The sequence below is a fragment of the Streptococcus sp. KHUD_016 genome (genome assembly GCF_051106465.1).
Taxonomy (GTDB): Bacteria; Bacillota; Bacilli; order Lactobacillales; family Streptococcaceae; genus Streptococcus.
On record NZ_CP193663.1, the window covers coordinates 947,764 to 974,506 of the forward strand.

Consider the following 26,743-nt stretch of genomic DNA (forward strand, 5'->3'; position numbering starts at 1 on the left):
CTTGAAATTTTAACAATTTTCAGGTAGAATAAATAGTGTAGATGAGTGGTCGGCTCATGGTCAATCTGATAGTAATCTTGGACGTAAGGGCCAAGCGGTGGCGGACACCAGAACGAAATCCGATAGCAATCTTGGACGTAAGGGCCAAGCGGTGGCAGACACCAGAATAAACCGACTGACTAGGTGGCTTACAGACTCTGTAAACCACCTTTTTTGTGAGGAAAATATGGCAAATTCTAGAGATTATCGTAATCCAAATTACACCGAAAAAATAAAACTTCAGCGTTTTTTTACTCAGTTACAAATTGCGGCTTCTTTTTTTAAAGAACACTTTGTTGGCAAAATCATGTATTATGAAACGGAAATAGAAAGTGTTGAACTTCATTTTTCACCTACTAATTTCATGCACCTATGTGGTGTTGATTACCGAAAAGGTGCAGGCAGTTTCTTTGACGATTGTTTAAATAGACATGTCATAATTGATGAGTTGAAAATAAAAAATGATGGAACCACGATGCAAAAGTTACAAGTTTTAGGATCTATTGAGGAGTTATTGGGAAAGCATGTTCATCTAACTGGTTCAGGACGTTATTTGTATTTGGAGTTTGATTATGCTCTACGTACAAGAAAACAGATACTAGCATTAACATTGAAAGAGACATCAAGGAAAATTGTTCCTCAATCTTTATTAGATTTGAAGAGAAAGACAGTATTTCCAGAAGGTCAAAAAGTAATTTCAATTTACTCAAAACATTTACAAACGTCGGAACTTTTTTATTATTTAAAAGATTAGTTTACATATCTTTTGTGGTATAAAACATATTTTTATCATTATAAGGAGAGCGCAGTTTTGGCTCGTTCTTTTTTTGTTGATGATATGCTCCAAACAACCTACACTAGATTGGATATGAAATAGTTTGTGATTACATAATTTATCTTCAGGGATGTTATGGAAATTATCTCAATTTCTGTTATGATAGACATCTCTAACAATTTCCGTTATAACAGACATTGACTTACAAAGTATTTCTTTTCTGAACATATTAGCGTTATAATATAAATGCAGTGTTACACTGTAGAATATTAAGAAAATAGGATACTATAGGTTTAAACTAAATGTGTAAGATAAATAGTTGGATTAGTAAAAGTTTCAAGTCTGATAAGAACAATATTACATTTCATACAACTGAATGTATATATTTTATAAGAGCGAGGGATGCTTGATTGGGGAAAATCATTCAAAATACAGTTATAAAGATTTTAATAAGAATGAAAGTGTGATTTTTCTTTTTCAATAATCTTCTAAATGTATTAAAATCAAGCTTTCCACTTATGTATTCTGCTAATAAACTTCAATACATTTCAATAGATTTTCAAAATTTGGTGGGGATTTTTATTATACTTTGTACGAGCTTTTCAATACCCTATCCCAACCTTTAAAATCCCCTAAGTTATTTACTCAAGGGATTTTTTATCTGCTTTTTTCATACTCAAACAGTCAGTCTAACTGTTTGATTTTCTTTGTGACTAACTCCCTAAAAATAGTAGAATTGGCTACTTTACTGATTTTACAAGATAATAACAAGACCTAAACATATAATTTATTTAGGTTTACCAATTATGACTTTAACATTTTCCAATAAGGTCTAACTCAACCGTCCCCAAAGTTAAATCCTTATGTATTTAATCAGAAAGATTATTTTTCGCATATTTTTTTATGTCTTTGGGATAAAATCCCTTATATTTTTTGAAGCATGTACTAAATTTACTGTGAGAGGAATATCCTACAGCCTCTGCTATATCTTGAATTTTAAGGGTAGAGTTCAGTAGGAGTAATTCCGCCATATTCATTCTCCGTCTTTGAGTATATTCTGTAATTGTACATTGATATTTTTGCTTAAATAACTTTTTTAGTTTTGTGCCGCTCATAGTGGATATTTTTTCTAAAGTATCCTGTGAGATAGATGTTGCATAATGATCGTCTATATAATTGGCGACATTTTTCAAAGCCTCATCATCGGCAATAGATAGTGGATTGCTGTACTTATTTAAAAAAGAGTCTATTGTAATACTTAACCATTCCTTTGCCTTTGACTCAAAAAAGATTTCAGCAGCAGGAGATGCCATCTTGCAATTAAGGATATCTTTTGCGATTCTTTCTAAAGGCTTGTTTATTATAATGCTGGTATTAAAAAATAAATCTTCATAGTTACAGACTTTATTCTTATAAGAGGACAGGCATTGCTCTATCATGGACTGATTGAAATTTATACCGATTCCTAAATAAGGAGAGTTTTTGTGAAGTATAATCCTATAGTCTTTAGAATTTTTTGTATTTATAATATAAAGTGAATTTGAAGAAAGATTTTGATAAGGATTAAAACATTCACCGTTTGCTGTAACTAAATAAGATAAATAAAGGGAATAGAAATTATCCAAACCAGAAAAACTTGTATGGATAATTTCTTTTTTTATGAAAACATCATGAATATCAATAGTGAAATTATCGCCCTCGTAAAACCAATATATGCCTTCTGCATTATCCGTGCTAAAACGGAATTCATGTCCTACAGTGGAGTATTTTGTATTATCGATAGATTCATCTGTAGAAAAAAAGTTTTTAACAAAGTTATAAAAATCACTCATATTATACCTCCGTGCTTTATATTTTATCCCGAATAGACATTATCCCGAATAGACTTATTTAACCATATCTAATTGATTGAAATCCTCATTTATTATATAATAAACAGTAAATAAAAACAAGAAAAACTTTGCGTATTGCAAAAAAGTTTGAAAACAAGACTCTATAATCAGTCTAAAAAGGCTATTTATAGGGTTTGCTAATTTTAAGAAAAAGGAGGAATTGTTCAGTGAAGAATAAGAAGAAATCAATACTGAAAAGACTAATGCCTTACGGTGGTAAAAAAAGTTTTTTACTCTATATTGCTATGGTTATGTCTGCTGTATCAGGTGTCATGGTTTTGATGCCTATGGTATATATTCATAGAATTGTAAATAACTTAATTTTAAATGGGATGGTGAATTTTGATTATGTAAAGGAAAATTCAATTTATGCAGCAGTCTTTGCCGGTCTGGGGCTATTCATATACCTAATAGGTTTAATTTTATCCCATATTTTTGCATTTGAAGTGGAAGATAACATTATTAAGACTTCCGTAACAAAACTAATAAACAAACCGCTTGGGTATTTCGATGACAAAGAAAGCGGAAGGATAAGAAATGTAATTGTGTCCGGAGCGTCTGAAACCCATTCTTTTTTAGCGCATCAACTTCCTGATATGGCGATGACCATTATATCGCCAATCGTCCTGCTTGTATTTTTCTTCGTGTTTAACTGGAAGTTAGGACTTGCCAGTATGATACCGATGATTATCGGTATGACATTGATGTCATCTATGATGACAGCCGAAACAAAAAAAATGAAAGATGAGTATTATGCAGGACTTTCCAATTTATCTTCTCAGACAGTGGAATATGTTCGAGGAATTCCTGTTGTTAAAACATTTGCACAAAGTGTTGAGAGCTTTGATAAGTTATATTCGTTAATCATAAAAGTAAAAGACAATGTACTTAAGCTTACTATGAGTTATACGAATAAAATGTCGTGGTTTGAAACCGTTTCTACATCGACGGCATTTTTCTTGGTACCTGTGGCATTACTCTTAATAAAATTTAATGGAAACTTATCTAATGTAGTTGCAGATTCTGTTATTTACTTCCTAATAGGACCGGCATTTGCTACTTTTATTATGAGAACTGCGACGATTACACAATCCAGTTATTTTGCGGAACTTGCTTTAGATAAAATTGAGAATATACTTGAGTTTGATGATTTTGTTTATGGAAATAAAACAAGTTCTGATGTTGGGATAGAGTTTAAAAATGTAAGCTTTTCTTATGAAGATGAAAATGTATTAGACGATATTTCATTTAAGGTGAATAAAGGAGAACGAGTTGCTTTAGTCGGATCGTCAGGCAGTGGTAAAACTACTATAGCAAGGCTTGCTGCACGATTTTACGATATTAAAACAGGTGAAATTTATATTGGAGGAATTAATATAAAAGATTTTGAAAAAGAGGCTTTAATGAGAAAAATTGCTTTTGTTTTTCAAAACTCTAAACTATTTAAAATGAGTTTAAGAGATAATCTTTTAATCGGAAAGCCTGATGCAACTAATGAAGAAATTGACAATGCCTTAATCAATTCAGGGTCTAAAGATATTATTGAAAATTTAGATAAAGGACTTGATACTGTTTACGGAACTAAAGGCACATATTTTTCAGGAGGAGAAGCTCAAAGGATTTCTATAGCGAGAGCTTTTTTGAAAGATGCAGATATTATCATTTTAGATGAAGCTACAGCCTTTGCAGATCCTGAAAATGAACATTTGATTCAAGAGTCTTTTAAGAAGCTATCAAAAAGCAAGACAACATTGATGATTGCTCATAGATTATCTACAGTAATAGATGCGGACAAGATTCTCGTTATTGATAAAGGGAAAATTGTAGAAGAAGGCAAGCATGCAGATTTAATAGATATAAATGGGCATTATAAAAAGCTTTGGGATGAATATCAGAAATCCGTAAATTGGAAGATAGGAGGTTAAAATATGGTTTCTTATTTTATGAAAAAATATGCGATGTCAGAAAAAGGCGCTCTTAACTTAAAAAAAGCCATATTTTCACACACGCTTGTTAATTTAACTAAATTGTTCGCACCAATGATCGGTTTTATGTTTCTGTTTCAGTATATAGGCATTTTAAAAAGTATTGAGAGCTACAATTTTACTTCTGTTCATTATATTGCACTAATTGTAGTAATGATGATTGTGATGTTCTTAATAGCGAGGTGGGATTATGTAAGACTTTACACCAATGTGTACAACGAGAGTGCAAATTCAAGAATTGAGTTAGCGGAAAGGTTAAAGAAATTACCTCTTTCTTATTTTGGTAAAAGAGATTTGGCAGACCTTGCGGAAACCATGATGAATGACATGAACTTATATGAAACAATTTTCTCTCATGCTGTACCTCAGATATATTCAACGGCTATATCCACAAGTATTATTGCTTTAATGCTTATCTTCTATAATTGGAAACTTGCACTTGCAGCCCTTTGGGTAATTCCCATTTCTATTTTGATTATATTTTTATCAAAGAAAAGTCAGAAAAAAATAGTACAGGGCTGGATAGATGATAATCGTAAGGTTTTCGATAATCTACAGGAAAATATAGAGCAGATAGAGCAAATAAAATCTTACAACTTAGAAGATAGGGTGTTAAATGATTTTTTTGAAAAATTAAATGCATCCACAAAACAGAAAACGAAAGGTGAAGTTGTTGCCGGAACACTTACAGGAACAGCTGCTGCAATTTTAAAGCTTGGAATTATAAGTGTTGCCGTTATCGGCGTCAACATGCTTATGGCAGGGGAGGTAAGTGTGCTGGTTTATATCGCATTTTTAATGCTTACAGCAAGTATTTATCTTACTATAGAAGGAATAATCACCTTTATGTCAATGATAGTTATTCTTGATGCGGTTGTAGGGAGAATAAAGGAAATAAAGACCATGCCTGTTCAAGAAGGCAAAAAAGATATTGAAATTAAAAATTACGATATTGAGTTCAAGGATGTTTATTTTGGATATGATGATTATTCTGTAATAAATTGTGTGAGCTTTACTGCAAAACAGGGTGAAATCACTGCGCTAATCGGTTCAAGCGGAAGCGGAAAAACAACTCTCACCAAGCTTGCTGCAAGATTTTGGGATATAGATAAAGGAAAGATTTTGATAGGGGGAGAGGACATCGGTAAAATTGATCCGGAAACACTCCTTAAAAATTTCTCTATCGTTTTCCAAGATGTTACTCTTTTTAATTCAAGCATAAAAGATAATATAAAAATCGGTAAAAAAGATGCTACAGATGAAGAGATTATAAGAGCGGCTAAAATAGCTAGATGTTATGAATTTATAGACAAAATGCCGGATGGAATAGATACAGTAATAGGTGAAAACGGACAAAGACTTTCAGGCGGAGAAAGACAAAGAATCTCAATAGCAAGGGCAATACTAAAAGACGCACCAATCATATTGCTTGATGAGGCTACAGCATCTCTGGATGTTGAAAATGAAAGTCTAATTCAAGAGGCTTTATCTGAACTTATAAAAGAAAAAACGGCAATTGTTATTGCTCATAGATTAAGAACAATAAGAAATGCAAACAAAATCGTTTTATTAAATGCCGGAAAAATAGAAGCGATAGGGACAGATGAAGAACTTTGTAAAAGCTCGGAATTTTATAAAGCAATGCTTAGAAAATCAAATATTCAGTGAAAACTTATTTAGAAGGAAAATATAAAAATGGAAAAATTAAGAATTAAAGATTTAGTTACGATAGGTGTATTTACAGTAATATATTTTGTACTTATGTTTGCTTCGGGAATGATTGGTATTGTACCGATTTTATACTTGGCATACCCTACACTGGCAGGCATTATAACAGGAATAGTTATAATGCTCTTTATGGCAAAAGTTCAAAAATCATGGGGATTATTTATACTTGGGTTGATTTGTAGTCTTGTAGCAATTGCAATGGGAAATACATATGTAATATTGATACATGCTGTAATCAGTATGGCAATTGCGGAACTTTTAAGAAAAAAAGGAGAATATAAATCATTTAAATTTAATATGCTCTCATTTGCCGTATTCAACACTTGGATTTGTGGTTTCCTTATGCAAGTTTTGTTGGCTAAAGACAAGGTTATTAAACTGGCTGAAACAGGCGGTATGGGTCACGATTATATAATGAAGCTCATAGCACTTTTGAATTATCGAAGTATGGTATTAGTATATATCGGTGCTGTTGTCGGCGGGATACTCGGCGCATATATTGGTAAAGTCTTTTTGAAAAAGCATTTCGAAAAAGCTGGTATTGTATAATGCTCGTTTCTTTAGACAATCCATATAATCCCAATCCAATTAGTAAAATTTTAGTAAGTTTTTCACTTGGATTTGCTGTATTTTATAAAGTAAATACCTATTTTGAATGGGGAATTGTGCTTCTTATTTCATTTCTTTTTTTAATGAATGGATTTAAGAAAGAAGCCTTAAAAAACATATCATTTTTTGGGGTTCTTTCTTTGATACCTAATCTTGATGTAATTAGAAATATGAATGCGATTTTAATGATGTTTTTTATGCTATTTGCTGTATGTAAGATGTTTTATCTTCCATTTAGTGCGGGAAGTTTTTTTTTAAAAACATCGGATGTAGGAAGTGTAATATCCTCAATGGATAAAATGAATTTACCTCGTACTGTTTCTATACCAATTGCTGTAATGTTTAGGTTTTTTCCTTCATTTAGGGAAGAAAGTCACAATATAAAACTTGCTATGAAAATAAGGGGTATTACATTTAAAAATCCAATTTCATACATCGAGTATGTAATTGTGCCTTTACTTGTTATATCTTCTAATATTTCTGATGATATTGCAAAGGCAGCAGAAACAAAATGTATTGAAAATCCTGTTAAAAAAACTAGGTACATATCCGTCAAAACGAAAACAGTTGATTTTGTTTATGTGCTTTCAATACTGATTATGGTTATAGGAGGAGCTTTATGGTAGAAATTGAAAATTTATCTCTATCTTATGGAAATTCTCCTAAAGTGTTAAAAAACATTTCTTTAGATGTAAAAAAAGGCGAATGTGTATTATTTACTGGGAAAAGTGGTAGCGGAAAATCTTCAATTATAAATTCTATCAATGGGTTAGCTGTACGATATGATGGAGCTTCTATGGGTGGAACTATCAGGATTGATAATAAAGATATTAAAAACCTCGAATTATACGAAATATCGCTCTTAGTATCAAATGTATTTCAAAATCCAAAGACACACTTTTTCAATATAAATACTACTCTTGAATTACTTCTCTATTTGGAGAATATAGGACTTTCAAAAAAACAAATGGATGAAAGACTAAATGATATGTTGGATTTGTTTCCGATAGAACATCTTTTAAATAGAGATATTTTTAAGCTTTCGGGTGGAGAAAAGCAGATTTTATGTATTGCTGCAAGTTATATATCTGGAACGGAAATCATTGTTTTAGATGAGCCTTCATCAAATCTTGATGAAGAAAACATTTTAATCATAAAAGAAATGCTTATAAAACTTAAAGATAAGGGGAAAACTCTTATAATCTCAGAACATAGAATATTTTATCTAATGGATATTGTAGATAGAGTTTTTTTGATTAAAGATGGGGAAATACAAAAGGAATATACTCAAATAGATTTTATGAAAATACCGTCTGAAAAGCTAAAGAAGTTAGGTTTAAGAAATAAGAATAGAGTAAAACTTACAGTACCCGAAAATGAAAATAAGGGAAATTTAGAAGTAAAAAACATTGAATTTAAGTTTAATGGCATAGATAAAAAATTGCATTTAAAAGACCTCTCTTTTGAAATGGGAAAAATTTACGGCATAGTAGGAACAAACGGACTTGGTAAATCCACTTTGCTCAGATGCCTTATAGGCTTAGAAAGAAAATCGAAGGATGAAATCTATTTGGACGGCAAAAGACTTTCAAAATCAGATAGGCTAAAAATATCATCCCTTGTAATGCAGGATGTTAACCATCAGCTTTTTACCGATTCTATTGCAAGTGAAGTAGGTCTTGGAATAAAAAATATTGAAAGTAGTTATGTTGAAAATATTCTGAAAAAACTTGATTTATATGAATCAAAAGATCGTCATCCAATGAGCTTGTCAGGTGGACAAAAGCAAAGGGTAGCAATTGCATCTGTACTATGTAAAAAATCTAAACTTATGTTTTTTGATGAGCCTACTAGTGGAATGGATTATTGCAATATGATGAACATATCCCATCTGATCAACGAATGTAAAAGCGATAAGAAAATAATATTCATTGTTTCACATGACCAAGAATTTTTAAATTCGATAGCTGACAATGTTATATATTTGTAAATATCCATAGAGATACTCATATTTGAAAAATCAAAATAAAGGAAATTTAAAGATGTAAGGAGATAAAAATATGAAATATCATGACATGATAATAGAAAATATAAGTGTATGTGAATTTCTTTTATCGTGTGAAAGTAAGATATTTTGTTTAGGAAAATTTTTATGCGTTATTAAATAATATAATAGAAAAAGAATACATTTCTAAAAGAGGACTTTTTACGCCAAAGTGTAGAAGTCCTCCTTTTTTATTATCACTAACGGAAAAGGAGAGAATGAGAGTCGCTTAACCTTATATTCCATTCATAATGGCCGTGCGATTGAGGGGACAAGAGTTCTAACGGGTGATGTTATAGGTGAAACACCAGATGATACAGGTTTGAAAGTTTCCTACCAAAAGTATAAGAATAAGAAAGAAAAATTGGTGTATGTCAATCCGCAATTTTATTTCCCAAAAGTCATTCAACTTCAGACTACTATCTTACCTGCCATTGGTCAGTTTGGTGGGGATGAGTTTGAACGAGCAAAACATATTTATGAGTTTTTGAAATCTCAAGGGGCAAGTCCCCAAGCCATTGCGGCAATTTTAGGAAATTGGTCGGTAGAGTCTTCTATTAATCCTAAACGTGCTGAAGGGGATTATTTATCTCCTCCTGTTGGCGCTACCGATTCCTCATGGGATGATGAAGCGTGGTTAGCGATTGGAGGTCCAGCCATTTATAGTGGTGCTTATCCTAATATCCTTCATAGAGGTTTGGGGTTAGGTCAATGGACAGATACTGCAGATGGTTCAACACGTCATACAGCTTTATTAAATTATGCACGCAGCCAAAATAAGAAGTGGTATGATTTAGACCTACAACTTGATTTTATGCTTCATGGGGATAGCCCTTACTATCAAAGTTGGTTAAAGGATTTCTTTGGAAATACGGGCAGTGCAGCCAATCTTGCCCAACTCTTTCTCACTTATTGGGAGGGAAATTCTGGTGACAAACTACTGGAAAGACAAACCAGAGCAACGGAATGGTATTACCAAATTGAAAAAGGATTTAGCCAAACAAACGGAGGACAAGCAAAGAGTGACCCGCAATCCCTTGAAGGTGTTCGTGGGGACTTGTATGATCATTCTGTTCCTGGTGGTGGAGATGGTATGGCCTATGCCTATGGACAATGTACATGGGGTGTTGCGGCTCGTATGAACCAGTTAGGATTAAAGCTAAAAGGTAGAAATGGAGAGAAGATTTCAATCATTAATACCATGGGAAATGGTCAGGACTGGGTTGCGACAGCTTCAAGTCTTGGTGGGGAAACAGGCTCTACACCAAGAGCAGGTGCCATTGTTTCTTTTGTAGGAGGTACACATGGCACACCAGCAGACTATGGTCATGTGGCCTTTGTAGAGAAGGTCTATGATGATGGTTCTTTCCTCGTGTCAGAGACAAACTATGGTGGTAACCCTAACTATACCTTTAGAAAAATCTCGCAAGCAGATAGTGCCATCAGTTTTGCCTATACGACGAAATAAAGAAGTTGATACTTGAAATTTTAACAATTTTCAGGTAGAATAAATAGTGTAGATGAGTGGTCGGCTCATGGTCAATCTGATAGTAATCTTGGACGTAAGGGCCAAGCGGTGGCGGACACCAGAACGAAATCCGATAGCAATCTTGGGCGTAAGGGCCAAGCGGTGGCAGACACCAGAATAAACCGACTGACTAGGTGGCTTACAGGTTCTGTAAGTCGTCTTTTTTACTTTAATAGTAATGTTTTACATTTTAAGGAGAACGCAGTTTTGGCTCGTTCTCTTTTTTTGTTGTGATACTTCTTTCAAGGAATATTTGGTAGGATTGGAGTGAAAAAAGATTAACTAGGAAAGAAGGAAGTATATGGAAGCCATTTATCAACGTGATTCGGATCAAGATGGATTAACTGATGCTCAAGAATTGGCGCTAGGAACCAATCCTCTTAGCGCAGATTCTGATGGTGATGGTCGTTCAGATTTATTGGAAATAGAAGAAGGAACTAATCCCTTAGAAAAGGATTTTCAAGACTTAGACCAAATAAGTATAACTGAACCGTCATCAGTATTTATGGAAATGAAACAAAAGATTTCAGGTATGATGGAGAGTCACTACAAGGAATTTATACAGGCTCTGATTAGTATTGAAACAGGGATTGAAAACCAACAAGACCTAGAAGACTTATATACTTACTACATGAGAACAGATGCCGTTTCTCTTTTGTCTAGTGATTTAGAAACCAGTCCTCAAGAGGTTGAAATGGAGATAGAGTTGTAGGGGAATCATGTGATTCTCCTATTTTCGTATAGATGAAAGGAGCAATAATGGAAGTAATGCAATTATTGGCTATGTTTCGTGGAACAATTCCAAAAGATAGAGAGAAAATGACCCTATTTCTTCGTTATCAAGCTCAACATTTTGATGAGAAATGGCAGGACTTGGTAGAGAGTTTTTTGACTGAAGAGGGCAAGATAGAAGAGATACCTCATGTCTATTCGTTTCATCAAGATATTGTTTCTTTTCTAGAGACCAGTTCTGAAAATAATGACCAAGATCTAGAAAGTTACACAAGAAATTTTGGACAAGTAGGTTTAGATAAATTATCTCAATTAAGTAATTGGGAGAAAAACTTGGTGCTAGAAGTCGCAACCTATAACCTTTCCACTCGATTTTACATCCAATCTGAAAAAGAGAAGCTAACACCATTAAGTGAGCTTGTATTTCATCAGAATCAGGATGTCAATTTAGTCAATGTCTATCGAGTTGCGAATAATCTATCTGACCGTATTAGTAGAGATATAGAGGAATTCCTTCTAATGGTTGATTCTAAAGAACTAAAAAAAGAGGTTCTTGAGATTCATTTTGAAGAAAAAGAGGGAGATGTTCTAGCCTATATGGGTTCAGAATTGATGGCTACTTTAGATACAGTTACGGATCTTGTTCATCGTGAAGAAAACTACCAACAACTCCCACTGACACAAAAGATGAAGATTATTAGTCATTTTGATGATGTAAAGGCTAGAAGCGAAAAGTCTAAGCAAGTAGAGGAATCCTTATCTCCTTCAAGTGAAATTGAACAGGAAACAGAAGAAACTAACCTTTTTTCTAATGTCGATAAAATTGTAGAAGAAGCTTTGAGGGAATATCCGATTGGTTCACAAGTAAGTTATAAAGGTCAAGTATTTCGATTGGTTTCGATTGAAAATGCACAGTTAAATGACTTAGTTCGCCTAGAGCTATTCAATGATTCTAACCAGTTATTTGAAGAGAATCCTATCTTATACTTGAACAGTTTGGAAGAGATTGAACAAGTTTTGTCTCTTGTAGAACTTGAAAAAGAAGAATTAGAGATTGAGATTGATTCATCAAGTGAAAGTCAGGAAATAGATTTGTTTTCCTATTTGGAAGAAGAAAATGAAAAGGAAACAGAAACTCTAATTTCAGGTATAGAAGAGACGGATGTCCCCGTTCAAGATTTTGTTTTTCCAGATGATTTAGAGGACTTTTATCCTAAGACAAATCGAGAAAAAATTGAAACGAATATTGCCGCAATTGATCTTGTTAAAAGATTAGAAAAAGAGGGAAGACAAGCGAATCCAGAAGAACAAGAACTACTAGCCAAGTATGTTGGCTGGGGTGGCCTTGCCAATGAATTTTTCGATGAACTCAATCCAAAGTATGAAACAGAACGTTTAACTCTTAGGAGCTTAGTAAGTAAATCAGAATATTCGACCATGAAACAAAGTTCTCTCACAGCCTATTATACAGACCCAATGATTATTCGCCAGATTTGGCAAAAATTACTAGATGATGGTTTTGAGGGAGGAAGAATTTTAGATCCTTCTATGGGGACTGGGAACTTCTTTGCGGTGATGCCTAGAAGTATACGAGAGAAATCAGAACTCTACGGGGTTGAGTTAGACAGTGTGACAGGCGCAATCGCAAAACAACTACATCCCAATACCCATATTGAAGTGCGAGGATTTGAAGAAGTTCCCTATCAAAATAATAGTTTTGATTTAGTCTTAACGAATGTTCCTTTTGGCAATTTTCGCATTGCCGATAAAAACTATGATAAACCTTATATGATTCATGACTACTTTGTCAAACACTCACTTGATTTAGTAAGAGACGGAGGACAAGTTTCGATTATCTCATCTATTGGCACAATGGATAAGCGGACAGATAATGTCTTACAAGAGATTAAATCCTACACTCATTTTTTAGGGGGAGTTCGGTTGCCAGATACGGCTTTTAAAAAGATTGCAGGTACTCGAGTGACCACAGATCTCCTCTTTTTTCAAAAGGATCAAGCAAAGAATCTTAATGAAGAGGAGCTTGTCTTTAGTGGCTCTGTTCCTTTTGAGGAGGATAAGCGTGTCTGGATCAATCCTTATTTTGATGGGAAATACAATACACAAGTTTTGGGTGAATATGAGGTTCGTAATTTTAATGGAGGAACCCTCAATGTTAAGGGGGAATCAGAAACATTAGCTACTGACATTATGGAAGCATTAGAGAATGTGGAGGCACCTAAACCAATTGACAATTCTTTGAAAGAACCTGTTTTTATCCAAGAAAAAGTGGATAATTCTATCCCAAGTCGTATTCGTGAGAACTTAGCGCTCTATTCTTTTGGATATGAGGGAAATCAAATTTATTACCGAGATACGCATGGCATTCGGAAAAGTTCAAAAGTAGACGAAATTAGTTATTATGTAGACGAGAAGGGAGATTTTAAAGCCTGGGACAGTTCTTTGTCTGAACATAAAATAGATCGATTCGTGCAACTTCATTTGACAGATGAGGAAGCACTAGATGTATACAAGTCAGAAGAAGCGAGTAAAAGAGGGAAATATAAGGGACTGTTCAAAAAAACTGTCTTTTATGAAAGCCCCTTATCGGATAAGGATATTAGTCGGATTAAGGGAATGGTTGATTTAAGAGAGACCTATCAAGCCTTAATTGAAATTCAACGCCATCAAGATTATAATCGTTCAGATTTTCAAGTATTACTTAGTAAACTCAATCGTGACTATGACCGCTTTATAGGTCAATTTGGATATTTGAATGCCTCAGTCAATCGGAACTTATTTGATAGTGACGATAAGTATTCTTTACTAGCAAGTTTAGAAGATGAATACATTGATTCAAAAGATCAAAAAGTAAAATATAAAAAATCTTTAGCTTTTGAGAAAGCATTGGTTAGGCCAGAGAGAGTGATTACAAGAGTTTCAACGGCTTTAGATGCCTTAAACTCTAGTTTATCGGATGGTAGAGGGGTTGATTTAGACTATATGGTATCAATTTATCCCGAACATAGCCAAGCTGCTATTTTAGATGAGTTAGGAGACCAGATTTTAATGGATCCAGAAAGCTATTTAAGAGGAGAAAGAAAATATCTTTCTAAGAACCAGTTTTTATCAGGAGATATTCTCAACAAGATAGAAGTAGTTCAACTATTAGTGGAGGAAAACAATCAAGAATGTGACTGGTCCCATGCTTTAGATTTATTAGAATCAGTTCGCCCTCCACGGATTCATCTGGCAGATATTGAGTTTAAAATCGGTTCACGTTGGATTCCTCAATCCGTTTATGGTAAATTTGCCTTTGAATGTTTTACCAATCGAGAATTTGAATTGTCTTCGCCAGATGTTGAACAAGTCATTGAAGTGAATCCTGTTGATGGGCAGGTTCATTTAAGGACATCATTTGCTTATCGCTATCCAAGTGCCAAAGACAGTAGTCTTGGAGTTAGTGGCTCACGTTATGATACAGGAAGAAAGATTTTTGAGAATTTACTAAATTCAAACCAACCGACGATTACCATGACTGTTACGGAAGGAGAAAAGAAAAAGACCATTACAGATTTGGAAAAAACCTCTGTTTTAAGAGCAAAAGAGCAGCATTTACAAGAGCTCTTTCAAGACTTTGTCTCACGGTATCCAGAAGTCCAACAAGTCATTGAAGAAAGCTATAATCGTCTTTATAATCGAACGGTTAGTCGAGAGTATGACGGTAGCCATCTAGTCATTGATGGCTTGGCACAAAACATCAGTCTTCGTCCTCACCAAGAGAATGCCATTCAAAGAATCGTAGAAGAAAAAAGAGCCTTATTAGCTCATGAGGTAGGTTCAGGAAAGACCTTGACCATGCTTGGTGCTGGGTTTAAATTAAAGGAGTTGGGGATGGTTCATAAGCCCTTGTATGTAGTACCTTCTAGTTTGTCTGCTCAATTTGGCCAAGAAATCATGAAATTTTTCCCTACTAAAAAGGTCTTTGTGACCACTAAGAAAGATTTTGTGAAGGCGAGAAGAAAACAATTTGTGTCACGTATTATTACAGGAGATTACGATGCCATTGTCATTGGGGATTCTCAATTTGAAAAAATCCCTGTCAGTAAGGAAAGACAGATGAACTATATTGAGGATAAACTCAATGAACTACGAGAGATTAAAACACATTCTGAAAATAAGTATACTGTTAAAGAAGCAGAACAATCAATAAGTGGTCTAGAGAAACAATTGGAAGAACTCCAACGTTTCAATCGTGATAGTTTTATTGATTTTGAGAACTTAGGAATTGATTTTCTCTTTGTGGATGAAGCACATCACTTTAAAAATATTCGTCCAATTACTGGACTTGGGAATGTAGCAGGGATTACCAATACAACTTCTAAGAAGAATGTGGATATGGAAATGAAGGTTCGACAGATTCAGGAAGAACATGATTTTAAAAATATTGTCTTTGCGACAGGAACACCCGTTTCCAATTCTATTAGTGAGTTGTATACTATGATGAACTACATTCAACCAGATATCTTAAAACGCTATCAAGTTGATTATTTTGACTCTTGGGTAGGTGCTTTTGGAGAAATTCAAAACTCTATGGAATTAGCTCCTACAGGGGATAAGTACCAACCTAAGAAACGATTTAAAAAGTTTGTCAATCTACCTGAGTTGATGAAAATCTATAAAGAAACAGCCGACATTCAAACACAAGATATGTTGGATTTACCTGTTCCAGAAGCTCATATTATCCCTATTGAGAGTGAGTTAACTGAAAACCAGAAACTCTATTTAGAAGAATTAGTTATGAGGTCAGATATGGTCAAATGTGGAACAGTAGATCCGAGTCAGGATAACATGTTAAAGATAACAGGTGAGGCACGGAAACTAGCTATTGATATGCGTTTATTGGACTCTAGCTATAGTCTAGCAGACAATCATAAACTGCTTCAGGTAGTGGATAATGTTGAAAGAATTTATCGTGAAGGAATGGAAAATAAGGCTACTCAGATGATTTTTTCAGATATTGGAACACCTAAGAAAAAGGATAATGGCTTTGATGTCTATTCTGAAATAAAGGCTTTATTGGTTGATAGAGGAATCCCTAGTAAGGAAATTGCCTTTGTACATGATGCCAATAGTGATGAAAAAAAGAATAGTTTGTCTCGAAAGGTCAATGCAGGAGAGGTGCGGATTCTCCTTGCCTCAACTGAAAAAGGAGGAACAGGTTTAAATGTTCAGAGCAAGATGAAAGCAGTTCATCACCTGGATGTACCCTGGAGGCCAAGTGACATTCAGCAACGCAATGGACGGATTATCCGACAGGGAAATGAAAACAAGGAAGTGGATATTTACCACTATATTACCAAAGGTTCGTTTGATAATTATCTTTGGGCAACTCAGGAGAACAAACTTCGTTATATTAAGCAGATTATGACTTCTAAGGAGCCGATTCGTGCTGCAGAAGATATCGATGAGCAGACTATGACGGCTTCTGATTTTAAGGCGCTAGCAACAGGTAATCCTTATCTAAAATATAAGATGGAACTAGAGAATGATCTAACTCTATTAGAAAATCAAAGACGCGCCTTTCAACGCAGCAAGGATCACTATCGTCATACAATCTCCTACTGTGAAGAAAATATGCCCATTCTTGAGAAACGATTAAGTAAGTATGAAGGCGACATTCAACAGTCTGAAATGTCGAAAGACCAGGCATTTTCTATGACGGTAGGTAAGCAAGCTTTTGAGCAACGAGCTGAAGCGGGGGAATCCTTACACCGTCTTATCCGTCATAATCAAGCCGACAGCAAAGAATTTCGTACCCTAGCAAGCTATCGAGGATTTGACATTAAAATGCTTAGTCTTCCAACAAATCAACCTCTTCCTGAAACCTTCTCTGTTAAGATTGTAGGAGAAAATCAGTATTCTGTCAGTTTAGATTTGTATTCTCCTTTGGGGACAATTCAAAGACTTCAGCATACGATTGATCACATTAAAGAGGACCAAGTGAAAACTCAGAACTTATTGGATGAATTAAAGGATAAATGGACTACTGCTAAAGTTGAAATTAAGAAAAAATTTCCAAAGGAAGAGGACTATCAAACAAAAAAGGCCGAATACGATGTACTCGCGCCATTGATTGAAACAGAAACGGATTTAGATATTATAGATCAAGCCTTAAGACAATTCCATGAAAAAGGAAACGAAAAGCAGGAACAACTTTCTTTTGAATTGGATTAAAAAATATATATAAATAGCGGACAAAAAAAGAAAAGCGCGGTAGAATAAAGATAGAAAGAAACGAGGTAACGATTATGATGGAAGATACCTATTATCAGTTAGAAGAGGCCTTGGTACAGGGATTTCAAACGCCTGAAGAATACCAAGCCTACAAGGAGTTAAAGGAACATTATGAGGAAGTGACGGGGGATTACAGTTTTTCTATACGAGAACTCACTAGCCAATTGGAAATCGCACTTCAGAATCAACGAGATGTGGAGTTTGAAGAACATGAAAAAGAGGATTATTTGGACTTGGTTCAAAAATTAGAAGAGTTTGATTCCTCTCTTGCCACCCATTATCGTCAATTGATTGACTAGGAAGGAGAAAGTCATGAATGATTTACTCCTTATCCCAGTAATTTTTTTAGCAGTAGGAGGAATTCTCATTCTTTTATGGAGACTCTTTCTTATTGCCAGTGGACTTTTCCTGATTGGTTTTGTCAGTTTTCTTATTTTCGTGGAGGGCTATGGAATTTATCTGTTCTTTACTGAACCTACTTTATACTTTGATGATTTCAGACAACATGGTTTAACTAGTTTTACGGCTGTGTACCTTTTCATCAATCTAATGTTGTTTCTAGGATTCAGTTGGCATTTCATAAAGTCCAAAAATAAGGAAAATATGTAAACTTGTTATCCGGTTAAAAGACTTTATCTGAATCTAAATTCGGATAAGGTTTTTTATTTGCCTTGATTCTTTCATATACTTCATAGCTAAATTGGAGCAATAATTTATGAAAATCATTATCCTCACTATTATTACTTGTATTTATGGCTTGTTTATGTCGTTCAATATGAGAAAGAGCTCTTCTCAAATTTTCTTCTTTTAATTTGTTCATATTTATATTATAAACTGAAGACAGCTAGTTTTGATATTTTTCTCTGAACTGTACGATTTTACGCCTGAAATGTAGGAATTACCCTTCGTTGTGATGTGATAAAACTTACAAGTTCTTTTTGTTATTCTTGACCTAGTTTTTATAGAAAGAAGGTCTAAGATGTTAAATAAAGTCAAAACGAAAGCCTTAATTAGTGTTGGAGCAGTAGCCGCAACTAGCTTTATTCTCATGATGGGATATACTGCTGGTCAACATTCTACTGCTAAACAAAGTCGTAAAGAGATTGAATTGGCTGCAGCTAAACTTGTAGAAGACAAACAAGCAGAAGATAAGGCAAGTATTTTGTCATCGGATACTGTAAAAGAATTTTTGACACAGTATTATACGAAAGAAAAGCTCGGAGAAAATAATACACGTATTCAACCTTATATGACTGAATCGGCATATTCTCAAGAATTGACAAGTCAAAACGATGCCATGAACCAAGTGTATAAGGACTATATTTTGGATTATCATTTTGAAAAAGCTGATATCTTTGTCAATCAGACTACGAATCAAGCCATTGCCATGGTCTCTTATAATGTAACCTATGTATCTGATTTAAAGAATACCAACCAATCAAAGACGAATCAAACAGAAACCAGAACGGTTAAATTGTCCTATTCTAAACTACCTGGTAAGTTATTGGTCAACCAAGTACAGGTTTGGAAATCTGGGTTAGATGATTTAGATAAGGCAACTCCCAAAACGTTAGAAGAATCATCATCAGTTCCATCATTACCAAATACTACGACAAAATGATGATATTGCATGGAAATAGAAGAATGTAAGCAAATCTCAATTCTTGATGTAGCCAATCGATTAGGTATCTCCTTTAAACAAGTTTCTAGCAGTGTCTATGAACATCCTGAACACGATTCATTCCGGATTTTTTCGAATACCAATACTTTTAAATGGTTTTCAAGAGATATTCAAGGTGATGTCATTGATTTTGTTCGACTTGTTAAGGGAATTTCCTTTAAAGAAGCTCTAGCTTTTCTTTCTGAAGAACCTTTTCAAAAAGAAGCTGTTCAAGAAAAAAGAGAGAGACCATTTTATTATCCTTTAAAGAGAATAGAAGATTCAACCTGTAGTCTGGCCAGATATTACTTAACAGAATGTAGAGGAATTTCAGAAGAAATCGTACAAAGAATGATTCAACAAGGTTTGATGTCACAAGCCAGTTGGAAAACAAATGAAACTGTTGAACCTGTTATTGTTTTTAAAAGCTTTGATCATCGTCACAAACTACAGGCAGCAAGCCTACAAGGGATTTATAAGAATCATTCTATCCCAAGAGAGAGATTAAAAACAATTCTAAAAGGAAGCCATGGACATGTTGGAATCTCCTTTGACATTGGTAAACCAAATAGACTGGTCTTTTGTGAATCGTTCATCGACTTAATGAGTTATTACGAGCTGCACAAACAAAGTTTATCAGATGTTCGTTTGGTATCTATGGAGGGATTAAAAAGGTCTGTTGTGGCTTATCAAACTTTACGACTGATAGCTGAAGAAAATCAGAAGTTGGAATTCTTAGATACAGTAACACCTTCAAAGTTATTGCCTTTGATCAATACAATTCGTGATACAACCAGCTATTTTGATAATCATCCTGACTTATTGACACTGGCAGTAGATTGTGATGATGCAGGTAAAGATTTTTCTGATAAGTTATCTCAATCAGGATTTCCTGTTGTCCTGGATCTACCTAATAATGAATCTGGGAAAGTAAAGATAGACTGGAATGATGTTCTTAGAGAAAAGAAATCAGATTTACAATGTATGCTTGAAACTGTAAAAGGGACATTAGGGCACCAACCAGTAAGACAATCCTCTCAATGTTTGGAATTGTGATAACAAAATCAAGCTGATCTAGCTAATATTAGAATGAAGGAGGTTCGTATATGACCATAATCGAACGCTTAGAAGAAAAGGTCACTAGGCAAGAAAACAAGGTAGCAAGAGAAACAGAAAAACTAGCTGCTTACAAAGAGCAACTGGAGACAGCGATGTTTGCGACGTTCAAAAGGCGTCAAAGCATCAGTCACATGAGTTTTGAAGAAGCTCTTGACCATGCCTTCGGTAGAGAAAGACAATTCGATGATTCTGAATTTAGAAAGGATGAAATGAGTGAATGACAAAAAATTGGAATTTTAATCAACCATTAGAAAGTAAATCAGAAAATCAAGAAGATGCAGATAAAATTGCGGCCCTATTTGGAAATCATCAAGGAGGTAATGATGTAAACTATGAAGCAGCTTTTCAAAAGCGAAAACAAGCACCTGTGACGGAATCAAATCCTAGTTCTAAACCTAAAGTTACAGAGGTTAGAACAGGAAAAGAGACAGATATCACTACAAGTTATCAGCAACATCTTAAAAGGCTGATTGCGGATAATAATACCGATATTGAAAGTAGTCAAAAGAAAATTGAAGAGCTACATACGTTGATTGACACAAAGAATAAAGACAATAAGAAATTGCAGTCCATTTATGATGCGATTTCCGAATTACACTAAGCAGTCCTGATAGGCTGCTTTTTTTGAGAGGTTATAGATGTTTACAAAATTTTTTAAGAAAAATCATGACAATAGTGATATATTTAAGAAGCTAATTCATAGACTATCTGATATGCCTGTCCAAGATCTTGAAAAAATAGACCGACTGTTAGATATCATTTTCACTCCAATTCAAGAATCAGAACAACTAAAAACAGAAGTAACTTATAGAGAAGAAACTTTGGACGACACATTAAAGGAAGCTAAGAATCAACTTCATAAGGAACAATTGGAGAAGAATTTAGAGAGGTTTAGGAAAAATAATAAATAATGCACCAAAAATGGTGCGTTAAATTTTTCTAAATGTTATAATGGTATTATCAAATGAAAGGAGTTTGCTATGATTGGAAAGAACATAAAATCCTTACGTAAAACACATGACTTAACCCAACTCGAATTTGCACGGATAGTAGGCATTTCACGTAATAGTCTGAGTCGGTATGAAAATGGAACGAGTTCAGTCTCTACGGAACTAATAGACATCATTTGTCAAAAGTTTAATGTATCTTATGTCGATATTGTAGGAGAAGATAAAATGCTTAATCCTGTTGAAGATTATGAATTGACTTTAAAAATTGAAATTGTGAAAGAAAGAGGTGCTAATCTATTATCTCGACTCTATCGTTATCAAGATAGTCAGGAAATTAGCATTGATGATGAATCTAATCCTTGGATTTTAATGAGTGATGATCTATCTGATTTGATTCATACGAATATCTATCTAGTAGAAACTTTTGATGAAATAGAGAGATATAGCGGCTATTTGGATGGAATTGAACGTATGTTAGAGATATCTGAAAAACGGATGGTAGCCTAATGGAAATCCAAGATTATACTGACAGTGCATTCAAACATGCTTTAGCTCGGAACGTTCGCTCACTAACAAGAGGAAAAAAGTCCAGTAAGCAACCTATAGCGATTTTGCTTGGAGGGCAAAGTGGTGCTGGAAAGACTACAATTCATCGTATTAAACAGAAAGAATTTCAAGGAAATATTGTTATCATAGATGGCGATAGTTTTCGTTCTCAGCATCCACACTATTTAGAACTGCAGCAAGAATATGGCAAAGATAGTGTTGAATACACCAAAGATTTTGCGGGGAAAATGGTAGAGTCTTTAGTAACCGAATTGAGTCATTTGGGATACAATCTGTTGATTGAGGGAACTTTACGAACGATTGACGTTCCAAAGAAAACAGCACAACTCTTGAAAAGTAAGGGATATGAAGTACAATTAGCCATAATCGCAACCAAGCCCAAATTGTCCTATCTGAGCACTCTTATCCGATACGAAGAACTGTACGCTGTTAATCCAAATCAAGCACGCGCAACTCCAAAAGAACATCATGATTTCATTGTAAATCATCTAGTTGATAATACACGACAATTGGAAGAACTAGCTATCTTTGAAAGAATTCAAATTTATCAACGAGATAGAAGTTGTATATATGATTCAGAAGATGATAAAATTTCAGCAGCAACCGTTCTTCATAATTTACTATTTGGAGAATGGAATCAAGTGGAGAAAGAGATGCTTAAATCTGGAGAAGAAAGGTTGAAAGATTTAACGAATCGTAATGGTTGTTAGAGTTAGAATTTTAAAGTAAAGTCTATTAGATCGTTATTTAAAAATAACGATCCTTTTTTTCATATTCTCTATTTGTTTGTTCCTAATCTTTTTCCAAAGTTTTAACATTATTCAGTAATGATTTCCTAACAATATAAGTATGAACTTAGCGCAATTTATGATTGAATTAAATTTTGGTGGTTATTAAACTCTTGATTTTTTTTATTAGCTATGGTATCCTTTTGTTAGTTAATAAACTTACATTAAGGAGAACAAATGTTTTCACCCACTAAATTAAAAGAAAAAAGAGAAAGTCAAGGGTTATCGCAATCACAACTTGCATCCAGTTTGGGAATCAGTAGAGCCTCATACTTTAATTGGGAATCAGGTAAAACAAAACCGAATCAAAATAATCTAAGTAAGTTGAGCCAGATTTTAACTGTCGACCCTTGCTATTTTGAATCAGAGTATGAAATAGTTGAAACTTTTCTCAAGCTAACGGAAAAGAATCAAAAAGCGACACTTCATTATGCTACAGAATTGTTGAACAAACAGAATGAGAAGGTTGTAGACATTCCTGAGCGTTTTGCTTATAAGGTCTACGAAAAATTATCAGCTGGTACAGGAACAGCTTATTTTGATGATGGTAATTACGATACAGTTTACTTTAATCACCAATTTGATTATGACTTTGCATCATGGGTGTTTGGTAATTCGATGGAACCAACATATGAAAATGGTTCTGTAGCCCTTATTAAGCAAACAGGATTTGATTATGATGGAGCTATCTATGCCATAGATTGGGATGGTCAAACCTATATCAAGAAAGTGTATCGTGAAGAAAATGGGCTACGTTTAGTTTCACTCAATCGAAACTATTCAGATAAGTTTGCGCCTTATGATGAGAATCCTCGTATCATAGGGAAAATTGTTGGAAACTTTATGCCTTTAGAGGACTGAGTATGACTTGGTTTGATTATAGTCTCGAACCTAAAAGCGATATTGCCTTTATTGATATGAAATCTTTTTATGCAAGTGTAGAGTGTGTAGATAGAGGCCTGCATCCACTTAAGACTTCACTTTGTGTTATGAGTCGAGCAGATAATTCTGCTGGGTTAATCCTTGCTTCCTCTCCTATGTTTAAGAAGGTATTTGGGAAATCAAATGTTGGACGTTCCTATGATTTACCATTTGATGTAAAGACTAGAAAGTTCTCTTACTATAATGCTAGAAAGCAAGGGTTACCGACAACGATAGACTATGTCCGTTATATAGAGAAGTGGGCAAAATCAACAGTGATTGTTCCTCCGAGAATGGATACTTATATTGCAGTCAATATGGAGATTCAAAAAATCTTTCAAGATTTTGCAGCACCAGACGATATTTATCCCTACTCAATTGATGAAGGATTTATAGATTTAACCAGTTCATTAAATTATTTTGTGCCTGATAAAAGTATTAGTCGAAAAGATAAGTTAGACATCATCTCAGCTGCTATTCAAAAAAAGATTTGGAGAAAAACAGGAATCTATTCAACGGTAGGTATGTCTAATGCCAATCCCTTATTAGCTAAATTAGCACTAGATAATGAAGCTAAAAAGACTCCGACAATGAGAGCCAATTGGTCCTATGAAGATGTTGAAAAGAAAGTATGGTCTATCCCTAAAATGACAGATTTCTGGGGAATTGGGAATCGGATGGAGAAGAGATTACATAGTTTAGGCATCTTTTCGATTAAAGAATTGGCTAAGGCTAATCCTGACTTGATTAAAAAAGAGTTTGGTATCATGGGCTTAGAGTTATGGTTTCATGCTAATGGGATCGATGAAAGTAATGTTCATAAACCTTATAAGCCAAAGTCAAAAGGAATAGGGAACTCTCAAGTTTTACCTAGAGATTATGTCAAACAAAGAGATATTGAGATTATACTTCGTGAGATGGCAGAACAAGTTGCTGTTAGATTGAGAAGAGCTGGTAAGAAAGCAACTGTAGTTTCTATACACTTAGGGTATTCTAAAGTGGAACAGAAACGATCTATTCATACTCAAATGAAGATTGAACCAACTAATCAAACAGCACTACTGACAAACTATGTTTTAAAGTTATTTCACACTAAATATACTTCAGGAGCTATCAGAAGTGTTGCAGTGAGCTATTCAGGTTTAGTAGATGAATCATTTGGATTGATTTCATTATTTGATGATGTTGAGAGAATAGAAAAAGAAGAAAGGCTCCAGTCCGCAATTGATGCTATTCGAACAGAATTTGGTTTTACTTCATTATTGAAAGGGAATGCTCTGGATCAAGCTTCTAGAACAATTGCAAGAAGTAAACTCATTGGTGGTCATTCAGCTGGAGGATTAGATGGACTAAAATGATAAATCGTTCTTATTTGCCTTTTTTGTCTGCAAGAGAGTATCAAGACCGTGGGATGGCTAAGTGGATGGGATTCTTTTTGTCAGAACATTCAAGTTCTCTTTGGGAAGAAAAAAATAGAGAAGACATCTCCATTTCCCTATCAATGGAAGAGAAAGTTCTATTTGTTCGTCAACTTTATACGAATGTATTCCCAGCAACTTTTGTTTGTAAGCTCTCAAATAGAAGAAAAGTAGTATCGGGTATTGTTAAAGAGATTGGGAGAGAGTCTATATCCATTAAATCAGACTTTGGTTTTCTTCGATTAAGATGGGGAGATATACTCGATATACAGATAGAAGGGGTAGATTTATATGAATCGTAAAGAATTATATGATGATAAATTACAGCTAGATTATTTTTCTGATTCTTATTTAAGGTTTGAGTCAGATTTTTACAAGTATTCTGCTTTAGATATACCATTAATATTTATCACTGATGATATTTTACGCACCATGGCTATGTCTCAGAAACATTATTTTAAATTAAACAAAAGTAAATCTTTAGACAATCGTGATCATTACTTTGTTTTTTCTATCAAGATGAACAAAGATAGTATGTAGAATGTGTGGCGCTGCTTGTACGAGTTGATTCATAAGTAAACTATATTTATAATGGGTATTTTCTAAGGAGGGTATATATATGTTAGGAGCAATTGTGGGAGATATTGTCGGTTCGGTTTACGAATGGAACAATATTAAAACGAAGGATTTTCCTTTATTTCGTGAGGATTGTTTTTTCACGGATGAAACGGTAAGTCCGAACTGCTGAGTGTTTGAGTTTGTTAGTGAAACATTTTTAATCCTCAAAATAAAGAAACTAAAACTCCATTATTTTGAGATGAAAACCTAAACTGTTTTTAAGGAGGTGTTATATTGATAGAGAGTAGACCTGGGTTTGATAAAATCACATCCTTTGATGAATTTAATAAATACTATTGGTATCGTGATGAACTCTCACAGATATGCAAGTCATTAGGACTTGAAAATAGAGGTACAAAACAAGAACTCAATCATATTATTGAGCAGTCCTTTAAGGGCAATTTGATTAAAAAATCATCAGTAAAAAGGAAAAAGAAACGAGTAGAAGTCGTTACTTTAGATACGCCCTTACTTGAATGTGGATTCTCCTTTAATGCAAACTTTAGAGAATATTTCTCAACTTTAACAGGTGTTTCCCCCTTTAAATTTACTGCTGATATGGCCACTGCTTGGAGAAAAGTAAAAAGAGAACATGATTTAAGTTTTACCATTCAAGATATGTTAAAAGTTTATTATGGAAATTCAGATTATGCCAAGTATGATCATTCGGTTTGTCAATGGAATCAATTTCTAAAGGATTTCTGTGCAGACGAAAATAGTGCCAACTATTCTAATAAACTAAAAGTAGCTTCTATTCTTTGGAAAGAAGTTAGAAATTCAAGTAATGAAAAAATTTATTCAAAGAATCTTTTAACTAAATATGCAGATAAAATAAAAGAGTATGGCAAGGTAGTTCAATAGAAGTGCCTTTGTTTTGAAAATCTGAATTTTTAACTAGCTATTATACATGTCTTGTTTTATAATTTAGAGGATTTAAAACCTTTTGATTTGTTTGCTGTTGACTTAGCTGAATTAAAGCAGTATCTAAGTTTAAAATAAGCGACAATCATTTTAAGCAATTTTGAGCAAGTCGAGGATATTTTTTCTGAAGACGGAGTAAATAGTGAGCTAGTGTA

At 34.0% G+C, this 26,743-nt stretch carries 27 protein-coding genes and 1 pseudogene; 26 read left to right on the forward strand and 2 right to left on the reverse strand.

What is annotated here, in order from left to right:
* The first annotated feature begins 41 nt into the window (after positions 1-41).
* Complete coding sequence (locus ACORHV_RS04410; protein ID WP_434398960.1) at positions 42-170, forward strand: hypothetical protein; 129 nt, start codon at positions 42-44, stop codon at positions 168-170.
* Positions 171-226: 56 nt separating this feature from the next.
* Positions 227-793, forward strand: coding sequence for a PBECR4 domain-containing protein (locus ACORHV_RS04415; RefSeq protein WP_048768039.1), 567 nt, complete (start codon positions 227-229; stop codon positions 791-793).
* Between the two features lie 890 nt (positions 794-1,683).
* Here the strand turns inward: ACORHV_RS04415 and ACORHV_RS04420 are convergent.
* Positions 1,684-2,646 (reverse strand): helix-turn-helix domain-containing protein, encoded by a 963-nt coding sequence (locus tag ACORHV_RS04420; protein ID WP_048768037.1) that lies wholly within the window; start codon positions 2,644-2,646, stop codon positions 1,684-1,686.
* Positions 2,647-2,873: 227 nt separating this feature from the next.
* Between ACORHV_RS04420 and ACORHV_RS04425 the strand changes: the two genes are divergently transcribed.
* The 11 genes and pseudogenes from ACORHV_RS04425 to ACORHV_RS04475 all read left to right on the forward strand — a co-directional run bounded on the left by ACORHV_RS04425 (position 2,874) and on the right by ACORHV_RS04475 (position 18,235).
* Positions 2,874-4,631, forward strand: a complete 1,758-nt coding sequence (locus ACORHV_RS04425) for an ABC transporter ATP-binding protein (RefSeq protein WP_048768034.1) — start codon at positions 2,874-2,876, stop codon at positions 4,629-4,631.
* 3 nt (positions 4,632-4,634) lie between these two features.
* Positions 4,635-6,359 (forward strand): ABC transporter ATP-binding protein, encoded by a 1,725-nt coding sequence (locus ACORHV_RS04430; RefSeq protein ID WP_434398963.1) that lies wholly within the window; start codon positions 4,635-4,637, stop codon positions 6,357-6,359.
* Positions 6,360-6,380: 21 nt separating this feature from the next.
* Complete coding sequence (locus ACORHV_RS04435) at positions 6,381-6,968, forward strand: MptD family putative ECF transporter S component (RefSeq protein ID WP_049489415.1); 588 nt, start codon at positions 6,381-6,383, stop codon at positions 6,966-6,968.
* Complete coding sequence (locus ACORHV_RS04440; protein ID WP_164496838.1) at positions 6,965-7,654, forward strand: energy-coupling factor transporter transmembrane component T; 690 nt, start codon at positions 6,965-6,967, stop codon at positions 7,652-7,654. The genes ACORHV_RS04435 and ACORHV_RS04440 overlap by 4 nt, the downstream gene beginning before the upstream one ends.
* Entirely contained in the window at positions 7,648-9,018 is a 1,371-nt protein-coding gene (locus tag ACORHV_RS04445; RefSeq protein WP_048773348.1) for an ABC transporter ATP-binding protein, read from the forward strand. Before ACORHV_RS04440 ends, ACORHV_RS04445 begins: the two co-directional genes overlap by 7 nt.
* Before the next feature lie 247 nt (positions 9,019-9,265).
* A pseudogene (locus ACORHV_RS04450) lies at positions 9,266-10,540 on the forward strand (phage tail tip lysozyme); the annotation flags it as partial.
* Positions 10,541-10,592: 52 nt separating this feature from the next.
* Positions 10,593-10,721, forward strand: coding sequence for a hypothetical protein (locus ACORHV_RS04455; RefSeq protein WP_434398965.1), 129 nt, complete (start codon positions 10,593-10,595; stop codon positions 10,719-10,721).
* Between the two features lie 180 nt (positions 10,722-10,901).
* Positions 10,902-11,312 carry a cell envelope biogenesis protein OmpA gene (locus ACORHV_RS04460; RefSeq protein ID WP_303407826.1) on the forward strand — a complete coding sequence of 137 codons (411 nt, stop codon included), beginning with the start codon at positions 10,902-10,904 and terminating at the stop codon, positions 11,310-11,312.
* Between the two features lie 47 nt (positions 11,313-11,359).
* The gene (locus tag ACORHV_RS04465) at positions 11,360-17,566 is read left to right on the forward strand and encodes a DEAD/DEAH box helicase family protein (protein WP_434398967.1); all 6,207 of its coding nucleotides are present in this window, start codon (positions 11,360-11,362) and stop codon (positions 17,564-17,566) included.
* A gap of 74 nt (positions 17,567-17,640) precedes the next feature.
* A complete protein-coding gene (locus ACORHV_RS04470; RefSeq protein WP_048769522.1) occupies positions 17,641-17,925 on the forward strand; it encodes a DUF5962 family protein in 285 nt (94 codons plus the stop codon).
* Between the two features lie 13 nt (positions 17,926-17,938).
* Positions 17,939-18,235 carry a DUF5966 family protein gene (locus ACORHV_RS04475; protein ID WP_048769523.1) on the forward strand — a complete coding sequence of 99 codons (297 nt, stop codon included), beginning with the start codon at positions 17,939-17,941 and terminating at the stop codon, positions 18,233-18,235.
* A gap of 13 nt (positions 18,236-18,248) precedes the next feature.
* Here the strand turns inward: ACORHV_RS04475 and ACORHV_RS04480 are convergent, their stop codons facing one another.
* Positions 18,249-18,446: a hypothetical protein gene (locus tag ACORHV_RS04480; protein ID WP_004249782.1), complete on the reverse strand. Its 198-nt coding sequence runs from the start codon at positions 18,444-18,446 to the stop codon at positions 18,249-18,251.
* 159 nt (positions 18,447-18,605) lie between these two features.
* Between ACORHV_RS04480 and ACORHV_RS04485 the strand changes: the two genes are divergently transcribed.
* The 13 genes from ACORHV_RS04485 (at position 18,606) to ACORHV_RS04545 (ending at position 26,528) form a co-directional block, all read left to right on the forward strand.
* Positions 18,606-19,247: a hypothetical protein gene (locus ACORHV_RS04485; RefSeq protein ID WP_048769528.1), complete on the forward strand. Its 642-nt coding sequence runs from the start codon at positions 18,606-18,608 to the stop codon at positions 19,245-19,247.
* Positions 19,248-19,256: 9 nt separating this feature from the next.
* Positions 19,257-20,342 carry a DNA primase gene (locus ACORHV_RS04490; protein WP_434398971.1) on the forward strand — a complete coding sequence of 362 codons (1,086 nt, stop codon included), beginning with the start codon at positions 19,257-19,259 and terminating at the stop codon, positions 20,340-20,342.
* Positions 20,343-20,392: 50 nt separating this feature from the next.
* A complete protein-coding gene (locus ACORHV_RS04495; RefSeq protein ID WP_024477680.1) occupies positions 20,393-20,626 on the forward strand; it encodes a DUF5965 family protein in 234 nt (77 codons plus the stop codon).
* The gene (locus ACORHV_RS04500) at positions 20,623-21,006 is read left to right on the forward strand and encodes a DUF5945 family protein (protein WP_434398973.1); all 384 of its coding nucleotides are present in this window, start codon (positions 20,623-20,625) and stop codon (positions 21,004-21,006) included. The genes ACORHV_RS04495 and ACORHV_RS04500 overlap by 4 nt, the downstream gene beginning before the upstream one ends.
* Positions 21,007-21,043: 37 nt before the next feature.
* Positions 21,044-21,316, forward strand: a complete 273-nt coding sequence (locus ACORHV_RS04505; RefSeq protein WP_434398975.1) for a hypothetical protein — start codon at positions 21,044-21,046, stop codon at positions 21,314-21,316.
* A 69-nt stretch (positions 21,317-21,385) separates the two neighbouring features.
* A complete protein-coding gene (gene pezA, locus ACORHV_RS04510) occupies positions 21,386-21,862 on the forward strand; it encodes a type II toxin-antitoxin system antitoxin PezA (protein WP_434398977.1) in 477 nt (158 codons plus the stop codon).
* Positions 21,862-22,632, forward strand: a complete 771-nt coding sequence (gene pezT, locus ACORHV_RS04515; RefSeq protein ID WP_434398979.1) for a type II toxin-antitoxin system toxin PezT — start codon at positions 21,862-21,864, stop codon at positions 22,630-22,632. Before pezA ends, pezT begins: the two co-directional genes overlap by 1 nt.
* 255 nt (positions 22,633-22,887) lie before the next feature.
* On the forward strand, positions 22,888-23,571 hold the full coding sequence (locus ACORHV_RS04520; protein ID WP_434398981.1) for a LexA family transcriptional regulator: 684 nt from the start codon (positions 22,888-22,890) through the stop codon (positions 23,569-23,571).
* 2 nt (positions 23,572-23,573) lie between these two features.
* Positions 23,574-24,989 carry a Y-family DNA polymerase gene (locus ACORHV_RS04525; protein ID WP_434398983.1) on the forward strand — a complete coding sequence of 472 codons (1,416 nt, stop codon included), beginning with the start codon at positions 23,574-23,576 and terminating at the stop codon, positions 24,987-24,989.
* Entirely contained in the window at positions 24,986-25,351 is a 366-nt protein-coding gene (locus ACORHV_RS04530) for a hypothetical protein (protein ID WP_434398985.1), read from the forward strand. Before ACORHV_RS04525 ends, ACORHV_RS04530 begins: the two co-directional genes overlap by 4 nt.
* The gene (locus tag ACORHV_RS04535) at positions 25,341-25,589 is read left to right on the forward strand and encodes a DUF5960 family protein (protein WP_434398987.1); all 249 of its coding nucleotides are present in this window, start codon (positions 25,341-25,343) and stop codon (positions 25,587-25,589) included. Before ACORHV_RS04530 ends, ACORHV_RS04535 begins: the two co-directional genes overlap by 11 nt.
* A 79-nt stretch (positions 25,590-25,668) precedes the next feature.
* Positions 25,669-25,797 (forward strand): ADP-ribosylglycohydrolase, encoded by a 129-nt coding sequence (locus ACORHV_RS04540; protein ID WP_081102500.1) that lies wholly within the window; start codon positions 25,669-25,671, stop codon positions 25,795-25,797.
* 104 nt (positions 25,798-25,901) lie between these two features.
* A complete protein-coding gene (locus ACORHV_RS04545; RefSeq protein WP_434398989.1) occupies positions 25,902-26,528 on the forward strand; it encodes an SAP domain-containing protein in 627 nt (208 codons plus the stop codon).
* Positions 26,529-26,743 lie beyond the last annotated feature (215 nt).